This window comes from Corynebacterium sp. HMSC064E10 (genome assembly GCF_001812505.1).
Classification (GTDB): domain Bacteria; phylum Actinomycetota; class Actinomycetes; order Mycobacteriales; family Mycobacteriaceae; genus Corynebacterium; species Corynebacterium amycolatum.
The window spans coordinates 483,480-503,317 of record NZ_KV809173.1 but is presented as its reverse complement, the minus strand read 5'-3'; the positions used below and the strand labels follow the sequence as shown (position 1 = coordinate 503,317).

The window sequence follows — 19,838 nt, the reverse complement described above, 5'->3', positions numbered from 1 at the left end:
TTAAGCGTCAGTAACGTCGGTCGGCCACCCGAAAGTGAAGTTAGATACGTCGCGGCCTTTGTCCGCCAGCCAACGCTGCAGGTTTTTCTTGTACTGGTAGTACGCGACGGCCTGCAGCTCCATCAGCTCTTCTCCCGATTTTTCGGTTAGCTCCCGGTAGTGGCGCGCCATCACCCATGCGATGCGCGCGGCCGCCAGGGCATCTTCGGTGGCATCATGTGCCCCGTCCAGGCGTACCTGATAATGGCGGGAGACATCAGTCAAAGTGCGCTTTTCACGACGTTCCGGGTCGAAGTAATTATCCAGCACAAAGGGATCGACGACGAGGCCGTCAACAGTAAAACTGGGATCCTGCGAGCGCAGTACCGTCAGATCATAGGCCGCGTTATAGGCCACTACGGTCAGACCATCGCGCCAGGCAGCTCGAAGACCCGCAATGGTATCCGCTAGCACTTCATCATGCGGACGCCCCTCCGCGCGAGCTTTTTCAGTGGTGATGCCATGCACGTCAGACGCAGCTTGCGGAATTTCGACACCGGGATCAGCGAGCATGATGGTGGAATCTTTGCCCTGCTCAGTCAGCCGGACCAATGCGGAAGTGACAATCTTGCAGGTGCGAGGATCCGTGCCGGTAGTCTCCAGATCAAACGCGAGCATGCGTCGCGGATCGAAATTATGCATGTCTCAACTGTAGCGGAGAGCGCGGATTCTCTGACGTGACAGGAACGGATTAAGAGAATTTCAGTTCGACCGGCGCATCCGGGCAATGACATAGAATGAGCGACGTGACTTCCTCGACCGATGAGAACTCCGACCTGTCAACCTCCGATTTGTCTTCGTTTTCCAGCGCCCCCGCCTCCGAACCAGCGCCGGCGGACGTCCGGGAGAATTGGCAAGATCTAGCAACTCGCATTCGTGAAAACGCTGCGCTGTACTACACCGCACAGCCGGTTATCTCCGATGCTGAGTACGACGAGATGTTCCGTCAATTGCAGCACTTAGAGGAGAAGTGGCCCGACCTGGTGGTGCCGGACAGTCCCACCCAGCAGGTCGGCGCACAGGTCGAAGCGCCTGCCGACGGGGAAGTTTTCGAGCCCGTTGAGCACCTCGAGCGCCTCTACAGCTTGGACAATGTTTTCGATGAGAAGGAGTTGCGCGGCTGGCTGGCCCGCACTCCGGCCAGCACATACCTGACTGAGCTGAAGATCGATGGCCTGTCAATTGACCTGGTCTATGAGAAAGGTCGCCTTGTCCGGGCGGCCACCCGCGGAGACGGCCGCGTGGGGGAGAACGTCACCGCTAATGCGCGCACCATCGAAGATATTCCGCATGAAATCAGCGGCGAGAACATCCCCGACGTGCTCGAGGTACGTGGTGAAGTCTTTATCTCGTTGGAAGAGTTCGAACGCATCAATGCCGACCGCGTCGACGCAGGCCAGAAGCCGTTCGCGAACCCGCGTAACGCAGCTGCGGGTTCACTGCGACAAAAGGACGTTGCAGAAGTGGCAAAGCGCCGTTTGTCCATGATTTGCCATGGAATTGGCCATATCGAGGGATGGCGTCCGCAGTCCCAACACGAGGCCTATCGGGCTTTGGACGAGTGGGGCTTCCACGTGTCGCCGTATACAAAGCAGGTTCATTCCGCGGACGACGTCGTCAAGCAGATGCAGTACTGGGGAGAGCACCGCCACGATGCTATCCACGAGATGGATGGGCTTGTGGTCAAGGTTGACTCCCTTTCCGAGCAGCGCGCGCTGGGCGCGACCTCGCGGGCGCCACGCTGGGCGATTGCGTATAAGTACCCGCCAGAAGAGGTCACGACGGACCTGCTGGACATTCGAGTCTCCATTGGCCGAACTGGTCGTGCGACGCCTTATGCCGTGATGAAGCCGGTCTTCGTGGCCGGGTCAACCGTCGAGATGGCGACGCTACACAACCCTTCCGAGGTGCACCGAAAGGGCGTGCTCATCGGGGACCGCGTGACCATCCGCAAGGCCGGTGACGTGATTCCAGAGGTACTCGGCCCCGTGGCCGATCTCCGAGATGGCAGTGAGCGAAAGTACATTTACCCGACTCTCTGCCCCGAATGCGGTACTCGTTTGGCTCCGGCAAAGGACAGCGATGCCGATTGGCGTTGCCCCAATACCCGCTACTGCCCAGGTCAGCTGCGTCGTCGAATTGAATTCCTCGCGTCCCGATCCGGATTTGATATCGAAAACCTGGGGGAGAGGGGTGCTGCCGACTTGATTCATCGCGGCGTGCTTGACGACGAGTCCCTGCTCTTCGACCTCACCGAGGAAGATTTGCTCGGCACTGAGGTCTACACCACGGCTTCGCGCAAAACGCTGAATGCCAATGGTAAGAAGCTGCTGGCCAATATTGAGGCAGCCAAGGATAAAGAGCTGTGGCGTGTATTGGTCAGTCTGTCTATTCGCCATGTGGGCCCGACGGTAGCGCGGACCTTGGCGCAGAAGTTCGGCTCGATGGAGGCGCTGCGGGCTGCGAGCCGTGAGGAGATTTCGGCGATTGACGGGATCGGTGAGATTATTGGCGATTCCGTAGCCGATTGGTTTGAGGTGGACTGGCACCGCGAGGTTGTTGAGCGCTGGGAAGCTGCGGGTGTGCGCATGGCCGATGAGGTCACCGATCGCCCAGACCAGGTGCTAGAGGGATTGACCGTGGTAGTCACCGGCTCTTTGGAGGACTTCACACGCGATAGCGCGAAGGAAGCCATTATCTCCCGTGGTGGTAAGGCCGCGGGGTCGGTGTCGAAGAAGACCGACTACGTGGTGGTTGGCGAAAACGCCGGCTCCAAGGCCACAAAGGCCGAGGAACTGGGCTTGCCCATCCTCGATGAGGATGGGTTCAAGCGGTTGCTGGAAACTGGTCAGGCCTAAATCTTGGTCTCTTCTAGCTTCCAGACCTCGTTGGCGTAATCGCGGATGGTGCGGTCGGAGGAGAAGCGGCCCGAACGGATGATGTTCAGGAAGCACTTCTTGGCCCACGCCAGCTCGTCGCGGTAGTCCTCGGCCATGCGGTCACGGGTTTCGCGGTAGTCAGCGAAGTCGCCGAGGACGTAGTAAACGTCGGCCGGCTCGTACCCGTTGGACTCTAGCAGCGAGAAGTGCAGGTCGTGGAACATTCCGCTGCCACCGTCATCAAAAGTGCCGTCGACAAGCGAATCGACAGCGCGCTTGAGCCCCGGCACCGTTTCGTAAGTGCCACGTGGGCTGTAGGTGCGGCGCAGCTCCGGCAGTTCCTCTTCCAGCGCACCGAAGATGTAGGCGTTCTCTTCGCCGGCGGCGTCGACGATTTCGACGTTTGCACCGTCCATGGTGCCCAGCGTCAGTGCGCCATTCATCATGAACTTCATGTTCGAGGTACCCGAAGCTTCCTTACCGGCAGTGGAAATCTGCTCGGAGACGTCGGTGGCTGGGATGATGTGCTCTGCCGGGGTGACGTTGTAGTTTTCAACGAAGGCGACCTGCAGGCGACCGTCCATGTCCGGATCGTTGTTGATCTTGTCCGCGATAGCGTTGATGAACTTAATGATGGCCTTCGCGCGAACGTAGCCTGGGGCGGCCTTGGCACCGAAGATGAACACGCGCGGTGGCACGTCCAGCGCTGGGTCTTCCTTGATGCGGTAGTAGAGATCCAGGATGTAGAGCGCGTTGAGAAGCTGGCGCTTGTACTCGTGCAGACGCTTAATCTGGGTATCGAAGATGGCGTCCGGGTTCACCGAAATACCCTGGCGGTGCTCCAGCCAGGTGGCGAAGTCCTTCTTGTTCTCGTGCTTGATGTCGAGAATCTCACGCAACACGGCCTCGTCGTCAGCAAACTTTTCGAGCTCAGCGAGCTTGTCCAGGTCGGTGACCCAGGCATCCGAACCCGACAGGCGAGTCAGCAGCGCCGACAGGCGCGGGTTGCACTGGTTGAGCCAGCGGCGCGGGGTGACTCCGTTGGTCTTGTTGTTGAAGCGCTCCGGCCAGATATCGTGCCAGTCCTTCAACGTTTCGCGCTTAATGATTTCCGTGTGCAGGGCAGCCACACCGTTGATGGAGTACGCAGCGTAGCAGGCGATCCACGCCATGTGGATGCGGCCGTGGGAAATCGGCGCCATGTAGTCAATCTTGCCCTGGTCGAAGCCGCGCCCCGCCAGGTCTTCGCGGAAGCGGCGGTCGATCTCACGGGTGATCTCCAGAACGCGACCGAAGAGACGGTCAAAAATGGAGTATTCCCAGGTCTCCAACGCTTCTGCCAGAACGGTGTGGTTGGTGTAGGCGAAGGTGTTGGAAACGACGTTCCAGGCGTCGTCCCAGCTCATATCGTGCTCATCCAGGAGTAGACGCATCAGCTCTGGGATCGCGAGCACCGGGTGGGTGTCATTGAGCTGAATGGAGTTGTACTTGTGGAAATCGCGCAGGTCCTCGCCGTGATTCTCGATGTAAGAATCAATCATTGTCTGCAGCGAAGCCGAGACGAAGAAGTACTGCTGGCGAACGCGCAGCACCTTGCCGTCATAGGTCGAGTCATTCGGGTAGAGCACGCGGCACAGGTCATGGACGCGCTCCCGTTCGACAATGGCGTCGGTGAAACGCTGCGAGTTGAAGGCGTCATAGTCGAACTCACGCATTGGCTCCGAGTGCCACAGGCGCAGCGTGCCGACGTTATCGGTGCCGTAGCCGGTAATTGGCATGTCATATGGAACAGCGCGCACGACCAGGTCATCAAAGGTGACAATCTTGGACAGTTCCTCGCGACGAATGACGAAGGGGTAGCCCTCTTCCATCCACGGATCCGGGTGCTCATCCTGGAAGCCGTTTTCAAAGCTCTGCTTGAACAGACCGTAGCGGTAGAGGATGCCATAACCGGTCACCGGCAGATTCTGCGTGGCACAGGAATCCAGGAAGCAGGCGGCCAGACGACCCAGGCCACCGTTACCGAGAGCGGCGTCGTGTTCGGCCTCGAGCACGTCTGTCAGATTCTTGCCGTACTTTTCCACCGCAGCGGAGGCCTCATCCACCAGGCCTGCATTGAGCAGGTTGTTCAGCAGGGCGCGACCCATGAGGAACTCGGCGGAGAAGTAGTGCTGCTGGCGGGTAGCAGCGTATGCCTCCGTGGTGCGCTGCCAGTTGTCCGCTAGGTCATCGACAACAACCCGTGACAGACCGGACCAGAATTCCATCTCAGTGGACGACTGGGGGACACGGCCGGATTCGGCACGAACGTGGGATCCGACGAGGTCACTCAAGTTCGACATCAAAGAAGCTCCTTATTGACTGGTATCATTTCCAGACTTTACCGCTAAGCGTGAATCACTGCGCTCCATAGGGGAGGAGCCATAGGGTAAGAGCTTCGAGCAGAAGGGAGCAGCCCACTAGTCGCTGCTAGTCGATAATCGCGCCGACAATCGTGCCAATACGTCCCAAGTGCTCAACCTCACTTGGCAGGAAGTCCGGCCCGCCGGGCCGGCCAATAACGAGAACCAGACCCTCGCCCATTGGAGTAGCGGCAATGGAGGAGTCCATAACCGTCCAGTCCTCCGGCAGCCACGTTTCTTCGTCCGGATCCAGGTTTCGTGGCGAGTCAATCGGGGCTTCCGGCAGAGTCCGGCCGTTATCCTCTGGAGCAGCGGTAGAGGAAGCGCGACGCACCCAGTGGCCATCGCTCTGTTCGCCGAGGACGATAGCCCAGCCTGCAGTCATAGTCTGAGGCAGGCCGTCGACGACATCTCCGAGGGCACGATCCAAGTTCTTCGTGTGCTGTGAGAACTTGGCCAGCAGCGCAATCTGTCCGCGGCGGTCAACCGAGCCGGAGAAAGGTCTAATTGAATCGACTTCCACTCCGCTAATGGACTGAGCCGCTGTAATCAGTGTGTCTGGGAGCAGGCCCATAGGCAGGTCAACCACGATGTCGTCGACAACAACGCCATTAGCGCCGTAATCTACGACGTCGACACTGCGAATATCACCTTCTACTTCGCCCAGGGCAGCCGCGACGTAGCCAAGTGCGCCTGGTTCGTCGGGAAGCTGGATGCGAAGGAGGTAACTCATGGCTGTGTGTACAACCTTTCGAATAATTGAGAGTGATTCTTGCGGTGTAACTATAGAAGTAGTGATTTAGGTTACAGGGTAAACCTCTGAAATGTAAGACCCTGCGGACAACGACTCAACGATAACGACTACTGTTGGCAAGTACAGCCCGCTCGCGCGGTTCAAAATCAGTTTCAACTAAACTTCTGTGCACTAGCTTCGTACGAAGAAATGAAAGGGGTACTAGCGTGCCAGCTATCTCACGCGATGAGGTCGCACACCTAGCGCGATTGTCCCGTCTGGCTCTGACTGACGCGGAACTCGACGAGTTCGCCGGTCAGATCGACGGCATTATTAACCACGTCCAGGCCGTTCAAAAGGTGGCTGCGGATGATGTGGAACCGATGAGTCACCCCTCTTCGCTGTCCGGTGTGATGCGCGAGGACGTCGTCAAGCCGACGCTGACTGCGGAGCAGGCGCTGGACCAGGCGCCGTCGCAGGACCGCCAGCGCTTTGAAGTTCCCCAGATTCTCGGCGAGTAGGAGTACGTGGAAGAAATGACTGCAGCTAACCCGAATCTGCATGCCGCTGTTGCTGAGGACCCGATTCTGGGGCTGAGCGCTTTCGAGCTCGCACAGAAGATTCACGCTCGTGAGCTGACCTCGGTAGAGGTCACCCAGGCGTTCCTCGACCGTATCGCGGCAATTGATGAGGACATTCACGCATTCCTGCACGTCGGTGCCGAAGAGGCCCTGGCTGCAGCTCGCAAGGTCGATGAGTCGCTGGATGCTGGCGAGGAGCCGGCCTCCGCGCTGGCCGGTGTTCCGCTGGCACTGAAGGATGTCTTCACTACCACCGATGCGCCGACCACCTGTGCTTCCAAGATGCTCGAGGGCTACATGAGCCCTTACGACGCAACGGTTACTGCCAAGCTGCGTGCAGCTGGCATCCCAATCCTGGGTAAGACCAACATGGATGAGTTCGCCATGGGCTCGTCGACTGAAAACTCCGCTTACGGCCCGACTCACAACCCGTGGGATGTTGAGCGCACCGCAGGCGGTTCCGGTGGTGGCTCTTCCGCGGCGCTGGCTTCCGGTATGGCTCCGCTGGCTATCGGTACTGACACCGGTGGCTCGATTCGTCAGCCAGCAGCTCTGACCGCAACGGTCGGCGTGAAGCCGACCTATGGCACGGTATCCCGCTACGGCCTGGTCGCTTGTGCCTCCTCGTTGGACCAGGGTGGGCCGACCGCGCGAACCGTTCTGGACACCGCGCTGCTGCACGAAATCATTGCTGGTCACGACGAGAATGACTCGACTTCCACGGAGCAGCCGATTGCCGATGTGGTTGCTGCTGCCAAGGAAGGTGCTACCGGTGACCTCACGGGGGTTAAGGTCGGCATCGTCAAGCAGTTCGACCGCACCGAGGGTTACCAGGCCGGCGTACTGGACAGCTTCCACGAGGCCGTCGACAAGCTTAAGGAAGCTGGCGCAGAGGTGGTCGAGGTCGATTGCCCGAACTTCGACCACGCACTGAGCGCGTACTACCTGATTCTGCCGTGTGAGGTCAGCTCCAACCTGGCTCGTTTCGACGGCATGCGTTACGGCCAGCGTGTTGGTGATGACGGTTCGCACTCGGCCGATGAGGTCATGGCTATGACCCGTGCCGCTGGTTTCGGCGATGAGGTTAAGCGACGCATCATCATCGGTACCTATGCGCTATCGGTCGGTTACTACGACGCCTACTACATCCAGGCACAGCGCGTCCGTACCCTGATTCAGCAGGACTTCGAGCGGGCCTTCGAACAGGTGGATGTCCTGATCTCGCCGACCACTCCGACCACTGCGTTTAAGTTGGGCGAGAAGGTTGACGACCCGCTGAGCATGTACATGTTCGACCTGTGTACTCTGCCGCTCAACCTGGCCGGCATGTGTGGCATGTCCGTGCCGTCGGGCCTGGCTGAAGACACCGGCCTGCCGGTAGGCCTGCAGATTATGGCTCCGCGCCACGGTGATGATCGTCTGTACAAGGTCGGCGCTGCCTACGAAAAGGTTCGCGGCTCGATTGCATAAAAGCGTTCAATAAGCCTTAGTCGGTTTTCTGCAACCGTCGTTTTCTCACTGAAGTGGGAGAGCGGCGGTTGTTGTCGTGTCGGGGAGAGTTTCATACATGCGCAGGAACGCAAACATGGAGAGAGTTAGATTTAAAAACCCACCGCGGTTTATGCCGTGGATCTATGGGCTGGTCATTGTCATAGCCATTGCCGTCAGTCTGGTCGCTGCGGTGGTCTTCGGCTCGGCGGATATCACCTGGTCCACCACGACACAGGTCATCTCGCATCACATCTTCGGCACTGAGCTCGATGAATCTGTGCCCGCCAGTTCGGACACCATCATCTGGAACCTCCGCGCTCCCCGGGGAATTCTCGCAGCGATTGTAGGGGCGGGGCTAGCTGTCTCCGGTGTGGCTATGCAGACATTGGTCCGTAACCCGTTGGCAGACCCGTATCTGCTAGGTATTTCTGCCGGCGCCGGCGCTGGTGCGACCGCGGTGATTATCTTTGGTGCTTTCTCCGGTAGCCCCATCGCGCCGCTGACATTCGGCGCACTCCTCGGTGCAGTCATGGCCACCCTCGCAGTCGGTGCTTTCGCCACTGCAGGCGGTGGGCTGACTCCGCTGCGCTTGGTGCTCTCTGGCGTTGTGCTCTCCGCTGCGTTTTCCGCGCTGAGTAGCTTCATGGTCTTCGCTGGGCCAGACCCGAGGGCCGCGCAGTCCGTGATGTTTTGGATGCTGGGCTCTGTTGCCGGTGCGACATGGCTGAAGACGCTCTTCCCGCTCATTGTCCTCATCGCAGTACTGTTGTTTTTCCTGGTCAAAGCCCGTCATCTGGATGCGTTGGCAACTGGTGAGAGCACTGCAGCGGCCGTAGGTATTGACGTTTCTCGGCTACGCACACAGGTATTTGTGCTCCAGGCTGTCCTCGTTGGCACGCTTGTTGCGGTCTCGGGTGGCATCGGGTTTGTCGGCCTGGTGATTCCACACTTGACCCGCATCTTGGTAGGGGCCACACACCGCGTTGTCCTACCGGTTGCTGCACTCATGGGTGGACTGTTTCTCATCTGGGTGGACATCATCGCGCGCGTAGTGGGCGGAAGCCAGGAAATGCCGCTGGGAGTAGTCACGGGATTGGTTGGTGCACCACTTTTCCTATACCTCATGAGCCGTTCGCACTACAGCTACGGAGGTGCCGAGTAAATGAGCGCCCCACAAAAATCTGTACTCGCCGCTAAAGATGTGCGCTGCGATATCGCTGGGCGCACCATTGTCAGCGGAGTCAACCTCAACTTCGGTGCAGAACCCATGACCGCCATCATCGGTGTTAACGGCGCGGGCAAATCCACGTTGCTGCGTGCGCTCGGTGGAATCACGAAACCGGCCACGGGCGAGGTTGAGATTAACGGCAAATCGATGAGCTCAATCAGCTCGAAGCACCGCGCCCGCGATCTGGCTTTCGTCGCGCAGAACGAGGTTCCACCCGCCGAAATGCGCGTGCGCGACTTTGTCTCCCTGGGGCGCTTGCCCTACCAGCGCCTTTTTGGTGGCAACACTGCCGAGGACAATTCCCACGTCGACCGTGCGCTGGAGCTCGTGGGGTTGGAAGCGGTTGCGCAACGCCTGTGTGGGCAACTCTCGGGTGGGCAACGCCGTCGCGTGTGTCTGGCGCGTGCCATCGCCCAGGACTCGCCAATCATGCTTCTCGACGAGCCCACTAACCACCTCGACGTGCGCCATCAACAATCCGTCCTCCGTCTGGCCCGCTCCAGCGGAGCGTGTGTCATTGCCGCGATCCACGACTTGGACCTGGTGATGAACCACTTCGACCGCGTCATCGTGGTCGCGGACGGCGGTATCGCGGCCGACGGCATTCCCACAGAAGTGCTTACCCGCGACTTTGTCGCCCAAATCTTTCAGGTTGAATCCTGTCAGCTCAATTCCCCCGCTGGCCGCCGCCACCTCGCAATCGATAGCGAGCTGGATGCTGTCACCATCAACTAGGAGTATTCCCATGAATTACGGACACACTTTCCGACGTCCTCTTCGTGCCTCAGCAGCTGGTATCGCTGTGGCTGCTCTGGCATTCGGAGCCGCCGCCTGTGGCTCTGATGAGGGAACGCAGGCCTCGTCGTCAGGCCTTACTCTCACCAACTGCGGTGAAGAAGTTAGCTACCCGGGTGTGGCTAAGAAACTGCTAATCAATGACGGCAATATTGCTTCGCTGGCGCTGGCGGTGGGGGCTGCGGATGAGATCACAGCGGTGAGCTCTATGGCCTCGCATCTGCCGGTGTTGACCGCAGCTTACGGCGATGCAATCGCGCAGAAGCCGGAGGTCGCGAAGGAGTACCCGAATCTGGAGCAAGTTATTGCGGCCGAGCCGGATGTGATGCTGGCGGGATGGGGCTATGGGTTTAGCGAGGATAAGGGTATTACCCCGGAATCGCTTTCCGAGCACGGTATCGGCGCCTACACCCTGACGGAATCTTGCCGCACTGGTGACGCAGCCTCGGCGGGCAAGGAAGGCAGTGGCGACCCGGGGCATACTCGTGGTCTGGTGGATCCGTGGGAAGCTGTCAAAATTGATCTGAAGAACATCGCTACCCTGACTGGCCACGACGGTGAGGGCGACAAGGTTATTGCGGATATTGATAACCGTCTACATGCCCTGGATACCGCACCGAAGGGCGACAAGAAGCCGGTGGGTTTCCTCTTTGACTCTGCTGGTGACGCCCCGTTTACCTCGGGTTCCTTTGGTGCCCCGCAGGGCATCCTGGACAAGGCTGGTGCGACCAATGCGACCGAGTCGATTAAGGACACCTGGACTACGACCTCCTGGGAGCATGTCGCGGAGATGAATCCAGACTTCATCGCGATTGTGGACTATCCGGGTCAGACCTTTGAAGAGAAGATCAAGGTTCTGCGCACGAATCCGGCAACGAAGGATCTCGAGGCGGTCAAGGAGAATCGCTTTATTAACCTACCGATTGCATTGTGGACGGAGTCTCCGCTGAACGTCGATGCCGCAGAGTACGTGCGCAAGACGCTCGAGGAATATGGTCTTCTGCCGACATCGGAGGTGACGACGAAGATGGAGCTACCGTCCGAGCTACCAGGGCAGGAGTACCTGCAGAAGTAGTTTCGACCAAGGCCGTCAAGCACGAACTGACTAACACGACTAAGGTGGGCATCATGCGAATTGCGACCCTTACCTCCGGTGGAGATTGTCCCGGTCTGAATGCCGTTATCCGTGCAATTGTCCGTACCAGCTCGAGCGAGTACGGCTCAACCGTCGTCGGTTTTGAGGACGGTTGGATTGGTCTTATGGAAGACCGTAGGGTCCAGCTTTACGACGATGAGCGGATTGACCGCATGCTGCTGCGTGGCGGCACGATGCTGGGCACCGGCCGCGTGCATCCGGACATTCTCATGTCTAACCTCGACCGCATCAAGGAAAATCTCTCTGATGCGGGCATCGATGCCCTGATCCCAATCGGTGGCGAAGGTACGCTGAAGGCCGGCAAGTGGCTTTCGGACAATGGGGTGCCGGTTGTCGGTGTTCCGAAGACTATTGATAATGACGTCAACGGTACGGACTACACCTTCGGTTTCGACACGGCTGTGGCTGTTGCCACCGACGCGGTTGACCGTCTGCACACCACTGCGGAATCCCACCAGCGCGTCATGATTGTTGAGGTCATGGGTCGACACGTGGGCTGGATTGCTTTGCATGCGGGTATGGCCGGCGGTGCTCACCACATTGTCATTCCGGAAAAGCCATTCGACATCAACGAGATTGTGAAGTCGATGGAGCGCCGTTTCCAGATGGGTGAGAAGTACGGCATTATCGTCGTCGCTGAGGGCGCCACCCCGAAGCCGGGCACCATGGAGTACGAAGAGGGCGGTGTTGACCAGTTTGGTCACCAGACCTTCAACGGTATTGGTCAGGTCATTGGCGCGGAGATTAAGAAGCGCACCGGGTACGACGTTCGCACCACGGTTCTGGGCCACATTCAGCGTGGCGGTACGCCGACTGCGTACGACCGCGTGCTAGCTACCCGCTACGGTGTCCATGCCACCCGAGCAGTACACGAGGGGGACTTCGGCAAGATTGTCGCTCTGCACGGTGAGAACATCGAGCGTATCGACATCGACGATGCGGTTGCTGAGTTGAAGGTTGTGCCGGATGGCCGTTACCGTGCCGCTGCTGCGCTGTTTGGTTAAGCACGCGTTGCTAAACATTTAGGCACATCTTCGTAACAAAATAGGCATACTGCCCGAGCTGGTGTATCAATCACCAGCTCGGGCAGTATGCTTTGTAAGGTTCCGGTTTTGAAAAATAGACTTATATTTAGGATTTTTTCGTTATGTGGAAAAGAGCCACAACAATCGCGATGGCCTTTGTCGGCCTAACTGTCGGTGCCGGATTCGCATCCGGCCAGGAAATGATGCAGTACTTCGTGGCATTTGGCACTAACGGCTTGTGGGGCGTTGTACTCGCTTCCGTCGTGATGATTGCCAGTGGTTTGGCGGTACTGTCAATTGCCAGTTACTTGCAGGCTGATGAGCACTCCGAGGTCTTCGACGTAATCACCCGCAATTGGGTTTCGAAGATTCTGGACATCGCCGTGATGATCACGCTGTTCTGTACCGGCTTCGTCATGTTCGCCGGTGCCGGTGCGAACCTGAATCAGCAATTCGGACTTGAGGTGTGGATCGGCGCCGTCATCATGGTTGCCCTGACTTTGGGTGTAGGCATGCTGGATGCGGACAAGGTCAGCCGAGTGATCGGCATGATCACTCCATTCATTATCGTGTTCCTGCTGGGAGCCGGTATCTACACTTTGTTCACCACCGATACTTCGATGTCGGAGGCCGCGCAGTACACCACTGAACTGTCGACCTCGCTGCCGCACTGGTCTGTTTCTGCCCTGAACTATGTTGGTTTCTGCGTGATGGTGGCCGTATCGATGTCCATCGTCATTGGCGGTAGCTACCTGAACCCGCGTGAAGCTGGCATCGGTGGTCTCATGGGCGGCACCATTTACGCAGGTCTGCTGACGTTGGTGACCTTTGCCCTCTTCTTCAAGGTCGAGTCCGTTGGCCATGAGGATATGCCGACTCTGGCAATTGTCAATGAAATTCATCCGGTTCTGGGTACGGTGATGGCGATCATCATCTACGCCATGATTTTCAATACCGCCATCGGTATGTTCTACGCGTTGGGTCGCCGCTTGACACGCAATACTCCGCAGCGTTTCCGACTGGTATTCATCGTGACGGTGCTGATTGGTTTTGGATTGAGCTTCTTCGGTTTCAAGGCCCTGGTTGGCTCCATCTACCCGGCCCTTGGCTACGTCGGTATCGCTCTTATCGTGATTCTGTGTGGTGCGTACCTGGCTGGACGTAACAAGCTGATGGAGGAGTCGAAGCGTCGCGGCCGTATCCGTAAGCTCGCACGCCGGAAGATGCATCCGAACAAGAAGTTCACCACCGCCGATCAGAAGAAGCTCGACCGCGCTTTGGCCAACTCCAACATTTCCAACGTCGATCTTCAGGAGAGCGTCCGCGACGACATCGTCGAGGAACTGGTTAGCGACGATAATGTTGAATTCACCGAGGATGACGCCGAGCGCATCGTAGAAAAGGATAATGAGCGCCTGGAGAAACTTTCCGAAATCGAGGAAGCCTCCGATGAGGACAATCCTCGCGAGACCGCGAGGGACTCCTTCCCAGGCGAGGTCACGGCTACTGCGCCGAAGAAGCTTGCCGGACAGACTAAGAACGCATTGAAGCGTGTGGCTCACCCTAAGCCGAAGAAAGAAAAGTAACTAGCGCGACTAGGCGGCTCGAAAATTTAGGTGGCTCGAAAATAGAAGGCATCGCACCGGTAGGGAAGGGCGATGCCTTCTTCGTATGTGTGCCCCAAGTGCTCGTGGAGATACCAATGCAAGTTCGCCTCCACCTTGGCGCGAGTGGAGGGCTTGGAACGAAGCCAATAAGAACGGGTTCGTGCCAGCAGCACGATGTCCTCGATGGTCAGTGTCTGCTCCCAGGCCAGACGTACCTCATCGATTAATTCCAACTCCGGGCCAACCTCGGGGTAGAAGCCGGGGCGCAACACGTCGCCGGCGTGCATGATGCGGCTGAGCCGATGCACCCACGGTACGGAAACATCCAAGGTGTTCCACACCAACATAGCCACGCCATCCGCGCGTAGCACCCGAGTGAGTTCTTTACTGGCAGCTGTCGGGTCGACCCAGTGCCACGTCTGCGCACATGTTGCTACATCGACGCTGTTGGACTCCAGTCCCGTGTGCTCCGCAGTGCCTTCCAGGCATTCCGCCGCTGGCACATTGTGCATCAGTGCTTGCCGCATAGCGGTGGAGGGATCGAGTGCCAGCAGGGTGGCATCGCGGTAGACGTCGGCAAGCGAGGCGGTGAGCTTTCCCGTGCCGGCGCCGATATCGGCGACTACCTGTGGGCGCGGTGCAAGACGGGCAAGCGCTTCACTGACGGTTGGAGGATATCCGGGACGCACGCGGTGGTAGCCCGAGGCGCCGTCATCGCTTTCTTGCAGGTCGTTGTCGAAAGTAGCGCCTGCGCGGTAGCGGTCAGCGGCGTCACGGAACGTTGGCGTTTCGCGTGCTGACGTCGGTGGAATCGGTGGGTGTTCGTTAACTCCGGGCACGACTTATACCCTAGGGCACGCCTGCGGGGCCATCGCTAGTAGACTCTACAAACATGACCGCTGCATACGCTGATGACTTGATGGACTTTGATGAGGTCCTCGAACGTTTTGATCCGGTAATGGGCATGGAGGTTCACGTCGAGCTCTCGACGAATACCAAGATGTTCTCCCCCTCTTCGGCGCACTTTGGTGCCGAGCCGAATAGCAACGTCGATCCCTGCAGCCTCGGCCTACCTGGCGCGCTGCCCGTGGTTAACCGTCAGGGCGTTGAGTGGGCCATCAAGATTGGCCTGGCGCTGAACTGCGAGATTGCTGAGTCCTCCCGCTTCGCGCGCAAGAACTACTTCTACCCGGACCAGCCGAAGAACTACCAGATTTCGCAGTACGACGAACCAATCGCCTACGACGGATATCTTGACGTTCAGCTTGACGACGGCACGGAGTTCCGTGTCGAAATCGAGCGCGCTCACATGGAAGAGGACACCGGCAAGCTGACGCACTTGGGCGGTGCCGATGGTCGTATTCACGGCGCCACGCGTTCGCTGGTGGACTGCAACCGCGCAGGTATTCCGCTGATTGAGATCGTTACTAAGCCAATTCTCGGTGCAGGGGAGCGTGCCCCAGAGGTTGCTCGTGCGTACGTTTCTGCGCTGCGTGACCTGGTGAAGTCCCTCGGTGTCTCCGATGCCCGCATGGACCAGGGCTCGATGCGTGTGGACTCCAACGTTTCCCTGCGCCCAATCGGCCAGGAGGAGTTCGGCACTCGTACCGAGACTAAGAACATCAACTCCCTGAAGTCGGTTGAACAGGCTGTTCGCTACGAGATGCAGCGCCAGGCTGCTGCGATTACTAATGGCGAGGAGATCGTTCAGGAAACCCGCCACTACCAGGAGACCGACGGCACGACCTCCAAGGGCCGCCCGAAGGAATCGCAGTCGGATTACCGCTACTTCAACGACCCGGATCTGCCACCTGTGATTGCGCCGCGTGAGTGGGTGGAGGAAATCCGCGCAACTCTGCCGGAGCTGCCGTGGGTGCGTCGTGCCCGTATTCAGGAAGAGTGGGGTCTGAAGGACGAGGAAATGCGCGACCTGGTTAACGCCGGCGCTCTCGACCTGATTGTCGACACCGTTGAGGCTGGTGCCGGCCCGGCTGAGGCTCGTTCCTGGTGGGTCGCTTACCTGGCGCAGAAGGCCAACGAGGCAGGCGTGGAGCTGGCTGAGCTCGCGATTACCCCGGCACAGGTTGCACGTGTGATTGCACTGATTGAAGAGGGCAAGCTGACCAACAAGCTGGCCCGTAAGGCCGTTGACGGCGTGCTCGCAGGCGAGGGCGATGTTGATGAGGTCGTTGCTGCCCGTGGCCTGGAGGTCGTTCGCGACGACGGTGCTATTGAGAAGGCCGTCGACGATGCACTGGCTGCTAACCCGGACATCGTCGAGAAGTACCGAGCTGGCAACAAGAAGGTCGTCGGTGCCATCGTGGGGCAGGTCATGAAGGCCACCCGCGGCAAGGCAGACCCGGCTCAGGTCAACCAGCTGATTGCGAAGAAGCTGAGCTAGCCTCCCTGAAAGCTAATCCGGGGAACCGCCGGCGGCACCATCGCTCGGCAGTCTGACGACGCGCTCGTCGGACTCCGACGGTTGTGCCCCGGCGGTTTTGTTGGTCGTGGCACCCCAAACTTCAATACCCTGATTTGCTGCGACAGCCGCTACATACGAGATGTGGCCGAAGTCGCCGTCGACAAGCACTTCAGGGGAACCCTTGACCTCCCACGCCGCGTCGGGCCCACTTGACTTCGGACCCACCGGCATGGAGATGACCTTCTGCGCGTCTGGGATGGCAATGACCACGCGGTCACCCATCACTGCGCATCCACCGATGGAATCGTTCAGGTCCACACCGCCGAGGGGATTAATCACAGGGCCGGTGAGCTGAACCAGCTGTGGGGTGCCGTCGAGAATGGCGGTTGCCAACGGCGGCATTCCGTCCGGACCATGGCAGAACTGCTGAAACTCAATGCCTGGATCTCCCACGAGCAATTTGCGCGGGGACAGGGTGTCCGAAGTTCGGTCAAAATAGATTCCGAGAATGCCGGGCTCGCTGAGGTCCGGAAGTTCGCGCACATCAGCGGTGCTGCCCTCCACGAGGGTGACGCGCGCAATGGTGTCGTCGTTACGCAAAACAAAGACCTGACGGTCCTCTTCAACCGAGGGACTGGGCAGCAGTTGTTTTGCAGGGGCGCCGAGCCGTGCGACCTCACGCGGTGTCTTACCCGGTGCGACAACGGTGAGTGCACCGTCGTCGGTGGCGACGAGAGCCTCCCCAGGGCCGGTTGAGGCTAGCGCGGTGGTAAGCGGTAGGCAGGCCGCGAGAGTGACATCGTCGAGGTCGCAGGGACCTTTGTCTTTGGCTTTGCTTTCCGTGGTTGGGACCGGGGTAGAGGGCAAATCAGGGGAGGAAAACTTCGGCATGGCAATGCCTGTCGGTTCCGACTTGTCTTCAGTAAACGGTGACTCAAGCGCGCTCGAGGCACTCATGCAGCCGGAAAGAGAGACCATCCCGACGACACCAGCAGCGAGCGCAGTACGACGATGCCGCCCGCGAGCGCGAGCCTGTGCACTGCTGGTGTGGACGAGGTGGAATCCCATAGGCATACACAATACAGCCTCGTTTTACGGCCACGCCTGCGGCCAAAAGTGAGGCAGTAGTTTTAATGTGGACGATGTGAGCGACTCAGAGAAGTACCCGAACGACCGCGCCCTCGAGAATGTGGAGGACGGATTCGATGACGATCTCGACGTCCCGACCTACCGCAAGCTCGCTGAGCCAATGAACGAAGAAACCAACCGCGATGACAGCGACAACACCGCAACGCAGATTTTTCCGGGTGTGCCGGAAAAGCGCGTAAAGGAGGAGCCGGAGGCGGAGGCAGACCAAGAAAACCTGCCGCCGGAATCCGCCGCTGCATCAGAGACAGTGGCAGAGACAGAGGTTGAGCCGAGCTTGGAACCGGAGCCTGAAGTTCAGGAAACCCCGAAGAAGCGCTACGACGCCTACGCCGCTGCAGGCCGCACGGCACCTCAGGTGATTAGCCCTGCCGGTAAGCCTTCGCCGCGGGATGAACAGGCCGAAACTGAATTGGCACCCGCGGCCGATAAAGAGTCGGAGGTAGCCCCGGAGTCGGAGGCGACCGAGATCTTTGAGCAGCCGGCCCGTAGCGAGCGCGTTGATTCAGATGAGGATTTCAGCCAGCCGACGCAAGCCTTCTCGGCTTCTGAAGCGGCAGCAGCGTCCACAGCGGGAACTGCCGCAAATAAGTCGGAAGCACAGTCAGCATTCGACGATGAGGCGGAGTCAACCTATGGCTCTGCACGCAATTCCGCAGCTGAGACTCAGTATTTCGATGAATCGGATTTCGCTGAACCGGCTGCCTCTCGCGATACCGCTGGTGCCGCTGGTGTTGCAGGAGCAGGCGTAGGGGCCGCCGGGGCAACTGCGGCTACGACTACCGCCGCTGCTGACGACGATGAAGACACGGACTTCAACGACGACAACGAACCGGAGTTCCGTCGCGGTACCACCGACTTCGGCCTCCTGCTGCTGCGTCTTGGATTGGGTGCGCTGCTGTTGGTCCATGGCCTGACAACGCTGCTCGGCTGGGGCAGCTCCGGTGGCACCACTGCGCTGGAGACACAGTTTAGCCAGAACAACTTCGCCCTCGGCCCTGTGATGGCCACTGCCATCCCAACGGTTCAGCTCATCGCGGGTGCCCTGCTCATCTTAGGGCTTGCGACACCGCTGGCCGCAGCATTGGCGCTGGCATTGTCCGCCTACCTCAGCATGTTTGATGTGGCTACCTCTGCCAATGGCGTGAATATCGTCGGCCAGGATTCCAGCAACCTTCAGCTACAACTGTTGATGACCGCCATGGCACTTGGCTTGCAGTTCACCGGCCCGGGCCGCATCGGCATCGACTTCGGACGCGGCTGGGCTCGTCGCCCACTGGCATCGTCGTGGATCTTCGGAATTCTGTCCATCGCTGCAGCAATTGGCCTGTGGTGGCTGACGACCGGCACGCTGCCGTTTATCGGCTAAGGCAGCTCGCAGCTACACAAACAGTCGAGCGGCCTAAACTAGGTTCTCGGTTAGGGCCGGGGTACAATGCCCCCTATGCCAAAGTCGAGACACGCACTAAAGACCACCCTTGCGGTGGTCTTTTTCATGTCTTCGATAGGCGCGACAACGTCGATCCACTCACCATCGACAGCTGCTGCCGACGAGCACAGTGAGGTTGCAGCCTCCGTCTCGTCGGCAAGCGTCTGGCCGACACATCAGGTGAGTCTGCCACGCATGGACCTCAACGCCGAAGGGTTGATTGAGGTTGACCCACGCACGCAAATGGCGGTGAGCTACGAGCCGGTGGGCGTGGGGTACAGCAGCCAGGCATCGCAACGCCCGCTGCCGGCGCTATCCCTGATTAAGTTGTATATCGGTCAGTATGTGCTCGAACACGGCACTGCCGACGATGCCGAGCGCGTCGAAAAGATGATTTCGCGTTCCGACGACGATTTGGCAGCCGACTTCTACCGGAAGTACCCGGAATCGGTCGATTCCGTTGCGACCGAGTACGGCCTGTTCAACACCTCCGGCGGAGAAAAGTGGGGAGTATCGAGGACCACTGCGGAAGATGTGGTGTCTTTTATTTCCCAGCTTCGTCTGAAGCATCCTAATTCTGAGGTGCTTGAGGCGATGCGACACTGGTCGCCGATTGCTGCCGATGGCTATCGACAGAATTTTGGTCTTGCCGGCCTGCCCGGTTCTGAAGGCGCGAAGATGGGCTGGTCCAACCGGCGTTCGTGGCACTCTTCCGTTGTTTTTGGCCCCGGATATGTAATGGCGGCCATTACCGAGGGCAGCAAATATGCACACACCGAGGACGTCGCTGAGGGGATTGCCGACGTCGAGTACCGGGATTTGGTGAAGCCCACGCGGAAGACTGGGCGCAAAGCTACCCTAGAAACGCCAAAGGCCCGTGCGGTAAGCACAGGCCTTTAAGCGGG

The 19,838-nt window shown here is 59.0% G+C and carries 16 protein-coding genes; 11 read left to right on the top strand and 5 right to left on the bottom strand.

What is annotated here, in order from left to right:
• Entirely contained in the window at positions 1-681 is a 681-nt protein-coding gene (locus HMPREF2860_RS04010; RefSeq protein WP_070628612.1) for a 3'-5' exonuclease, read from the bottom strand.
• A gap of 95 nt (positions 682-776) precedes the next feature.
• On the opposite strand from HMPREF2860_RS04010, the gene ligA reads away from it, so the two are divergent.
• Positions 777-2,897 carry an NAD-dependent DNA ligase LigA gene (gene ligA / locus HMPREF2860_RS04005; protein WP_141752975.1) on the top strand — a complete coding sequence of 707 codons (2,121 nt, stop codon included), beginning with the start codon at positions 777-779 and terminating at the stop codon, positions 2,895-2,897.
• Here the strand turns inward: ligA and HMPREF2860_RS04000 are convergent.
• A complete protein-coding gene (locus HMPREF2860_RS04000; protein WP_038628524.1) occupies positions 2,894-5,260 on the bottom strand; it encodes a glycogen/starch/alpha-glucan phosphorylase in 2,367 nt (788 codons plus the stop codon). The two genes, ligA and HMPREF2860_RS04000, sit on opposite strands and share 4 nt — an antisense overlap.
• Positions 5,261-5,387: 127 nt before the next feature.
• The gene (locus HMPREF2860_RS03995) at positions 5,388-6,053 is read right to left on the bottom strand and encodes an ACT domain-containing protein (protein WP_038628526.1); all 666 of its coding nucleotides are present in this window, start codon (positions 6,051-6,053) and stop codon (positions 5,388-5,390) included.
• Between the two features lie 227 nt (positions 6,054-6,280).
• Here HMPREF2860_RS03995 and gatC point away from each other — a divergent pair, with 227 nt between their 5' ends.
• The 7 genes from gatC to HMPREF2860_RS03960 all read left to right on the top strand — a co-directional run bounded on the left by gatC (position 6,281) and on the right by HMPREF2860_RS03960 (position 13,915).
• On the top strand, positions 6,281-6,574 hold the full coding sequence (gene gatC / locus HMPREF2860_RS03990; RefSeq protein WP_005509328.1) for an Asp-tRNA(Asn)/Glu-tRNA(Gln) amidotransferase subunit GatC: 294 nt from the start codon (positions 6,281-6,283) through the stop codon (positions 6,572-6,574).
• A 15-nt stretch (positions 6,575-6,589) separates the two neighbouring features.
• Complete coding sequence (gene gatA, locus HMPREF2860_RS03985) at positions 6,590-8,104, top strand: Asp-tRNA(Asn)/Glu-tRNA(Gln) amidotransferase subunit GatA (protein ID WP_049181171.1); 1,515 nt, start codon at positions 6,590-6,592, stop codon at positions 8,102-8,104.
• Between the two features lie 115 nt (positions 8,105-8,219).
• Entirely contained in the window at positions 8,220-9,287 is a 1,068-nt protein-coding gene (locus HMPREF2860_RS03980) for a FecCD family ABC transporter permease (protein ID WP_370547363.1), read from the top strand.
• Positions 9,288-10,088, top strand: coding sequence for an ABC transporter ATP-binding protein (locus HMPREF2860_RS03975; RefSeq protein ID WP_038628530.1), 801 nt, complete (start codon positions 9,288-9,290; stop codon positions 10,086-10,088). It begins immediately after the preceding gene.
• Positions 10,089-10,098: 10 nt separating this feature from the next.
• Positions 10,099-11,223 carry an ABC transporter substrate-binding protein gene (locus tag HMPREF2860_RS03970; RefSeq protein ID WP_038628532.1) on the top strand — a complete coding sequence of 375 codons (1,125 nt, stop codon included), beginning with the start codon at positions 10,099-10,101 and terminating at the stop codon, positions 11,221-11,223.
• Positions 11,224-11,276: 53 nt separating this feature from the next.
• Complete coding sequence (locus HMPREF2860_RS03965; protein ID WP_038628534.1) at positions 11,277-12,308, top strand: ATP-dependent 6-phosphofructokinase; 1,032 nt, start codon at positions 11,277-11,279, stop codon at positions 12,306-12,308.
• Between the two features lie 143 nt (positions 12,309-12,451).
• Complete coding sequence (locus HMPREF2860_RS03960; RefSeq protein WP_038628536.1) at positions 12,452-13,915, top strand: YkvI family membrane protein; 1,464 nt, start codon at positions 12,452-12,454, stop codon at positions 13,913-13,915.
• A 26-nt stretch (positions 13,916-13,941) separates the two neighbouring features.
• Here the strand turns inward: HMPREF2860_RS03960 and HMPREF2860_RS03955 are convergent, their stop codons facing one another.
• Complete coding sequence (locus HMPREF2860_RS03955; RefSeq protein WP_070628611.1) at positions 13,942-14,775, bottom strand: class I SAM-dependent methyltransferase; 834 nt, start codon at positions 14,773-14,775, stop codon at positions 13,942-13,944.
• 53 nt (positions 14,776-14,828) lie between these two features.
• Here HMPREF2860_RS03955 and gatB point away from each other — a divergent pair, with 53 nt between their 5' ends.
• Complete coding sequence (gene gatB / locus HMPREF2860_RS03950) at positions 14,829-16,337, top strand: Asp-tRNA(Asn)/Glu-tRNA(Gln) amidotransferase subunit GatB (protein WP_049181176.1); 1,509 nt, start codon at positions 14,829-14,831, stop codon at positions 16,335-16,337.
• Between the two features lie 12 nt (positions 16,338-16,349).
• Here gatB and HMPREF2860_RS03945 read toward each other — a convergent pair whose 3' ends face one another.
• On the bottom strand, positions 16,350-17,426 hold the full coding sequence (locus HMPREF2860_RS03945) for a glucose dehydrogenase (protein ID WP_239392944.1): 1,077 nt from the start codon (positions 17,424-17,426) through the stop codon (positions 16,350-16,352).
• Positions 17,427-17,502: 76 nt separating this feature from the next.
• Here HMPREF2860_RS03945 and HMPREF2860_RS03940 point away from each other — a divergent pair, with 76 nt between their 5' ends.
• Together HMPREF2860_RS03940 and HMPREF2860_RS03935 are read left to right on the top strand one after the other, a co-directional pair.
• Positions 17,503-18,873, top strand: coding sequence for a DoxX family membrane protein (locus HMPREF2860_RS03940; protein WP_239392945.1), 1,371 nt, complete (start codon positions 17,503-17,505; stop codon positions 18,871-18,873).
• Between the two features lie 75 nt (positions 18,874-18,948).
• Positions 18,949-19,833 carry a hypothetical protein gene (locus HMPREF2860_RS03935; RefSeq protein ID WP_224792292.1) on the top strand — a complete coding sequence of 295 codons (885 nt, stop codon included), beginning with the start codon at positions 18,949-18,951 and terminating at the stop codon, positions 19,831-19,833.
• Positions 19,834-19,838 lie beyond the last annotated feature (5 nt).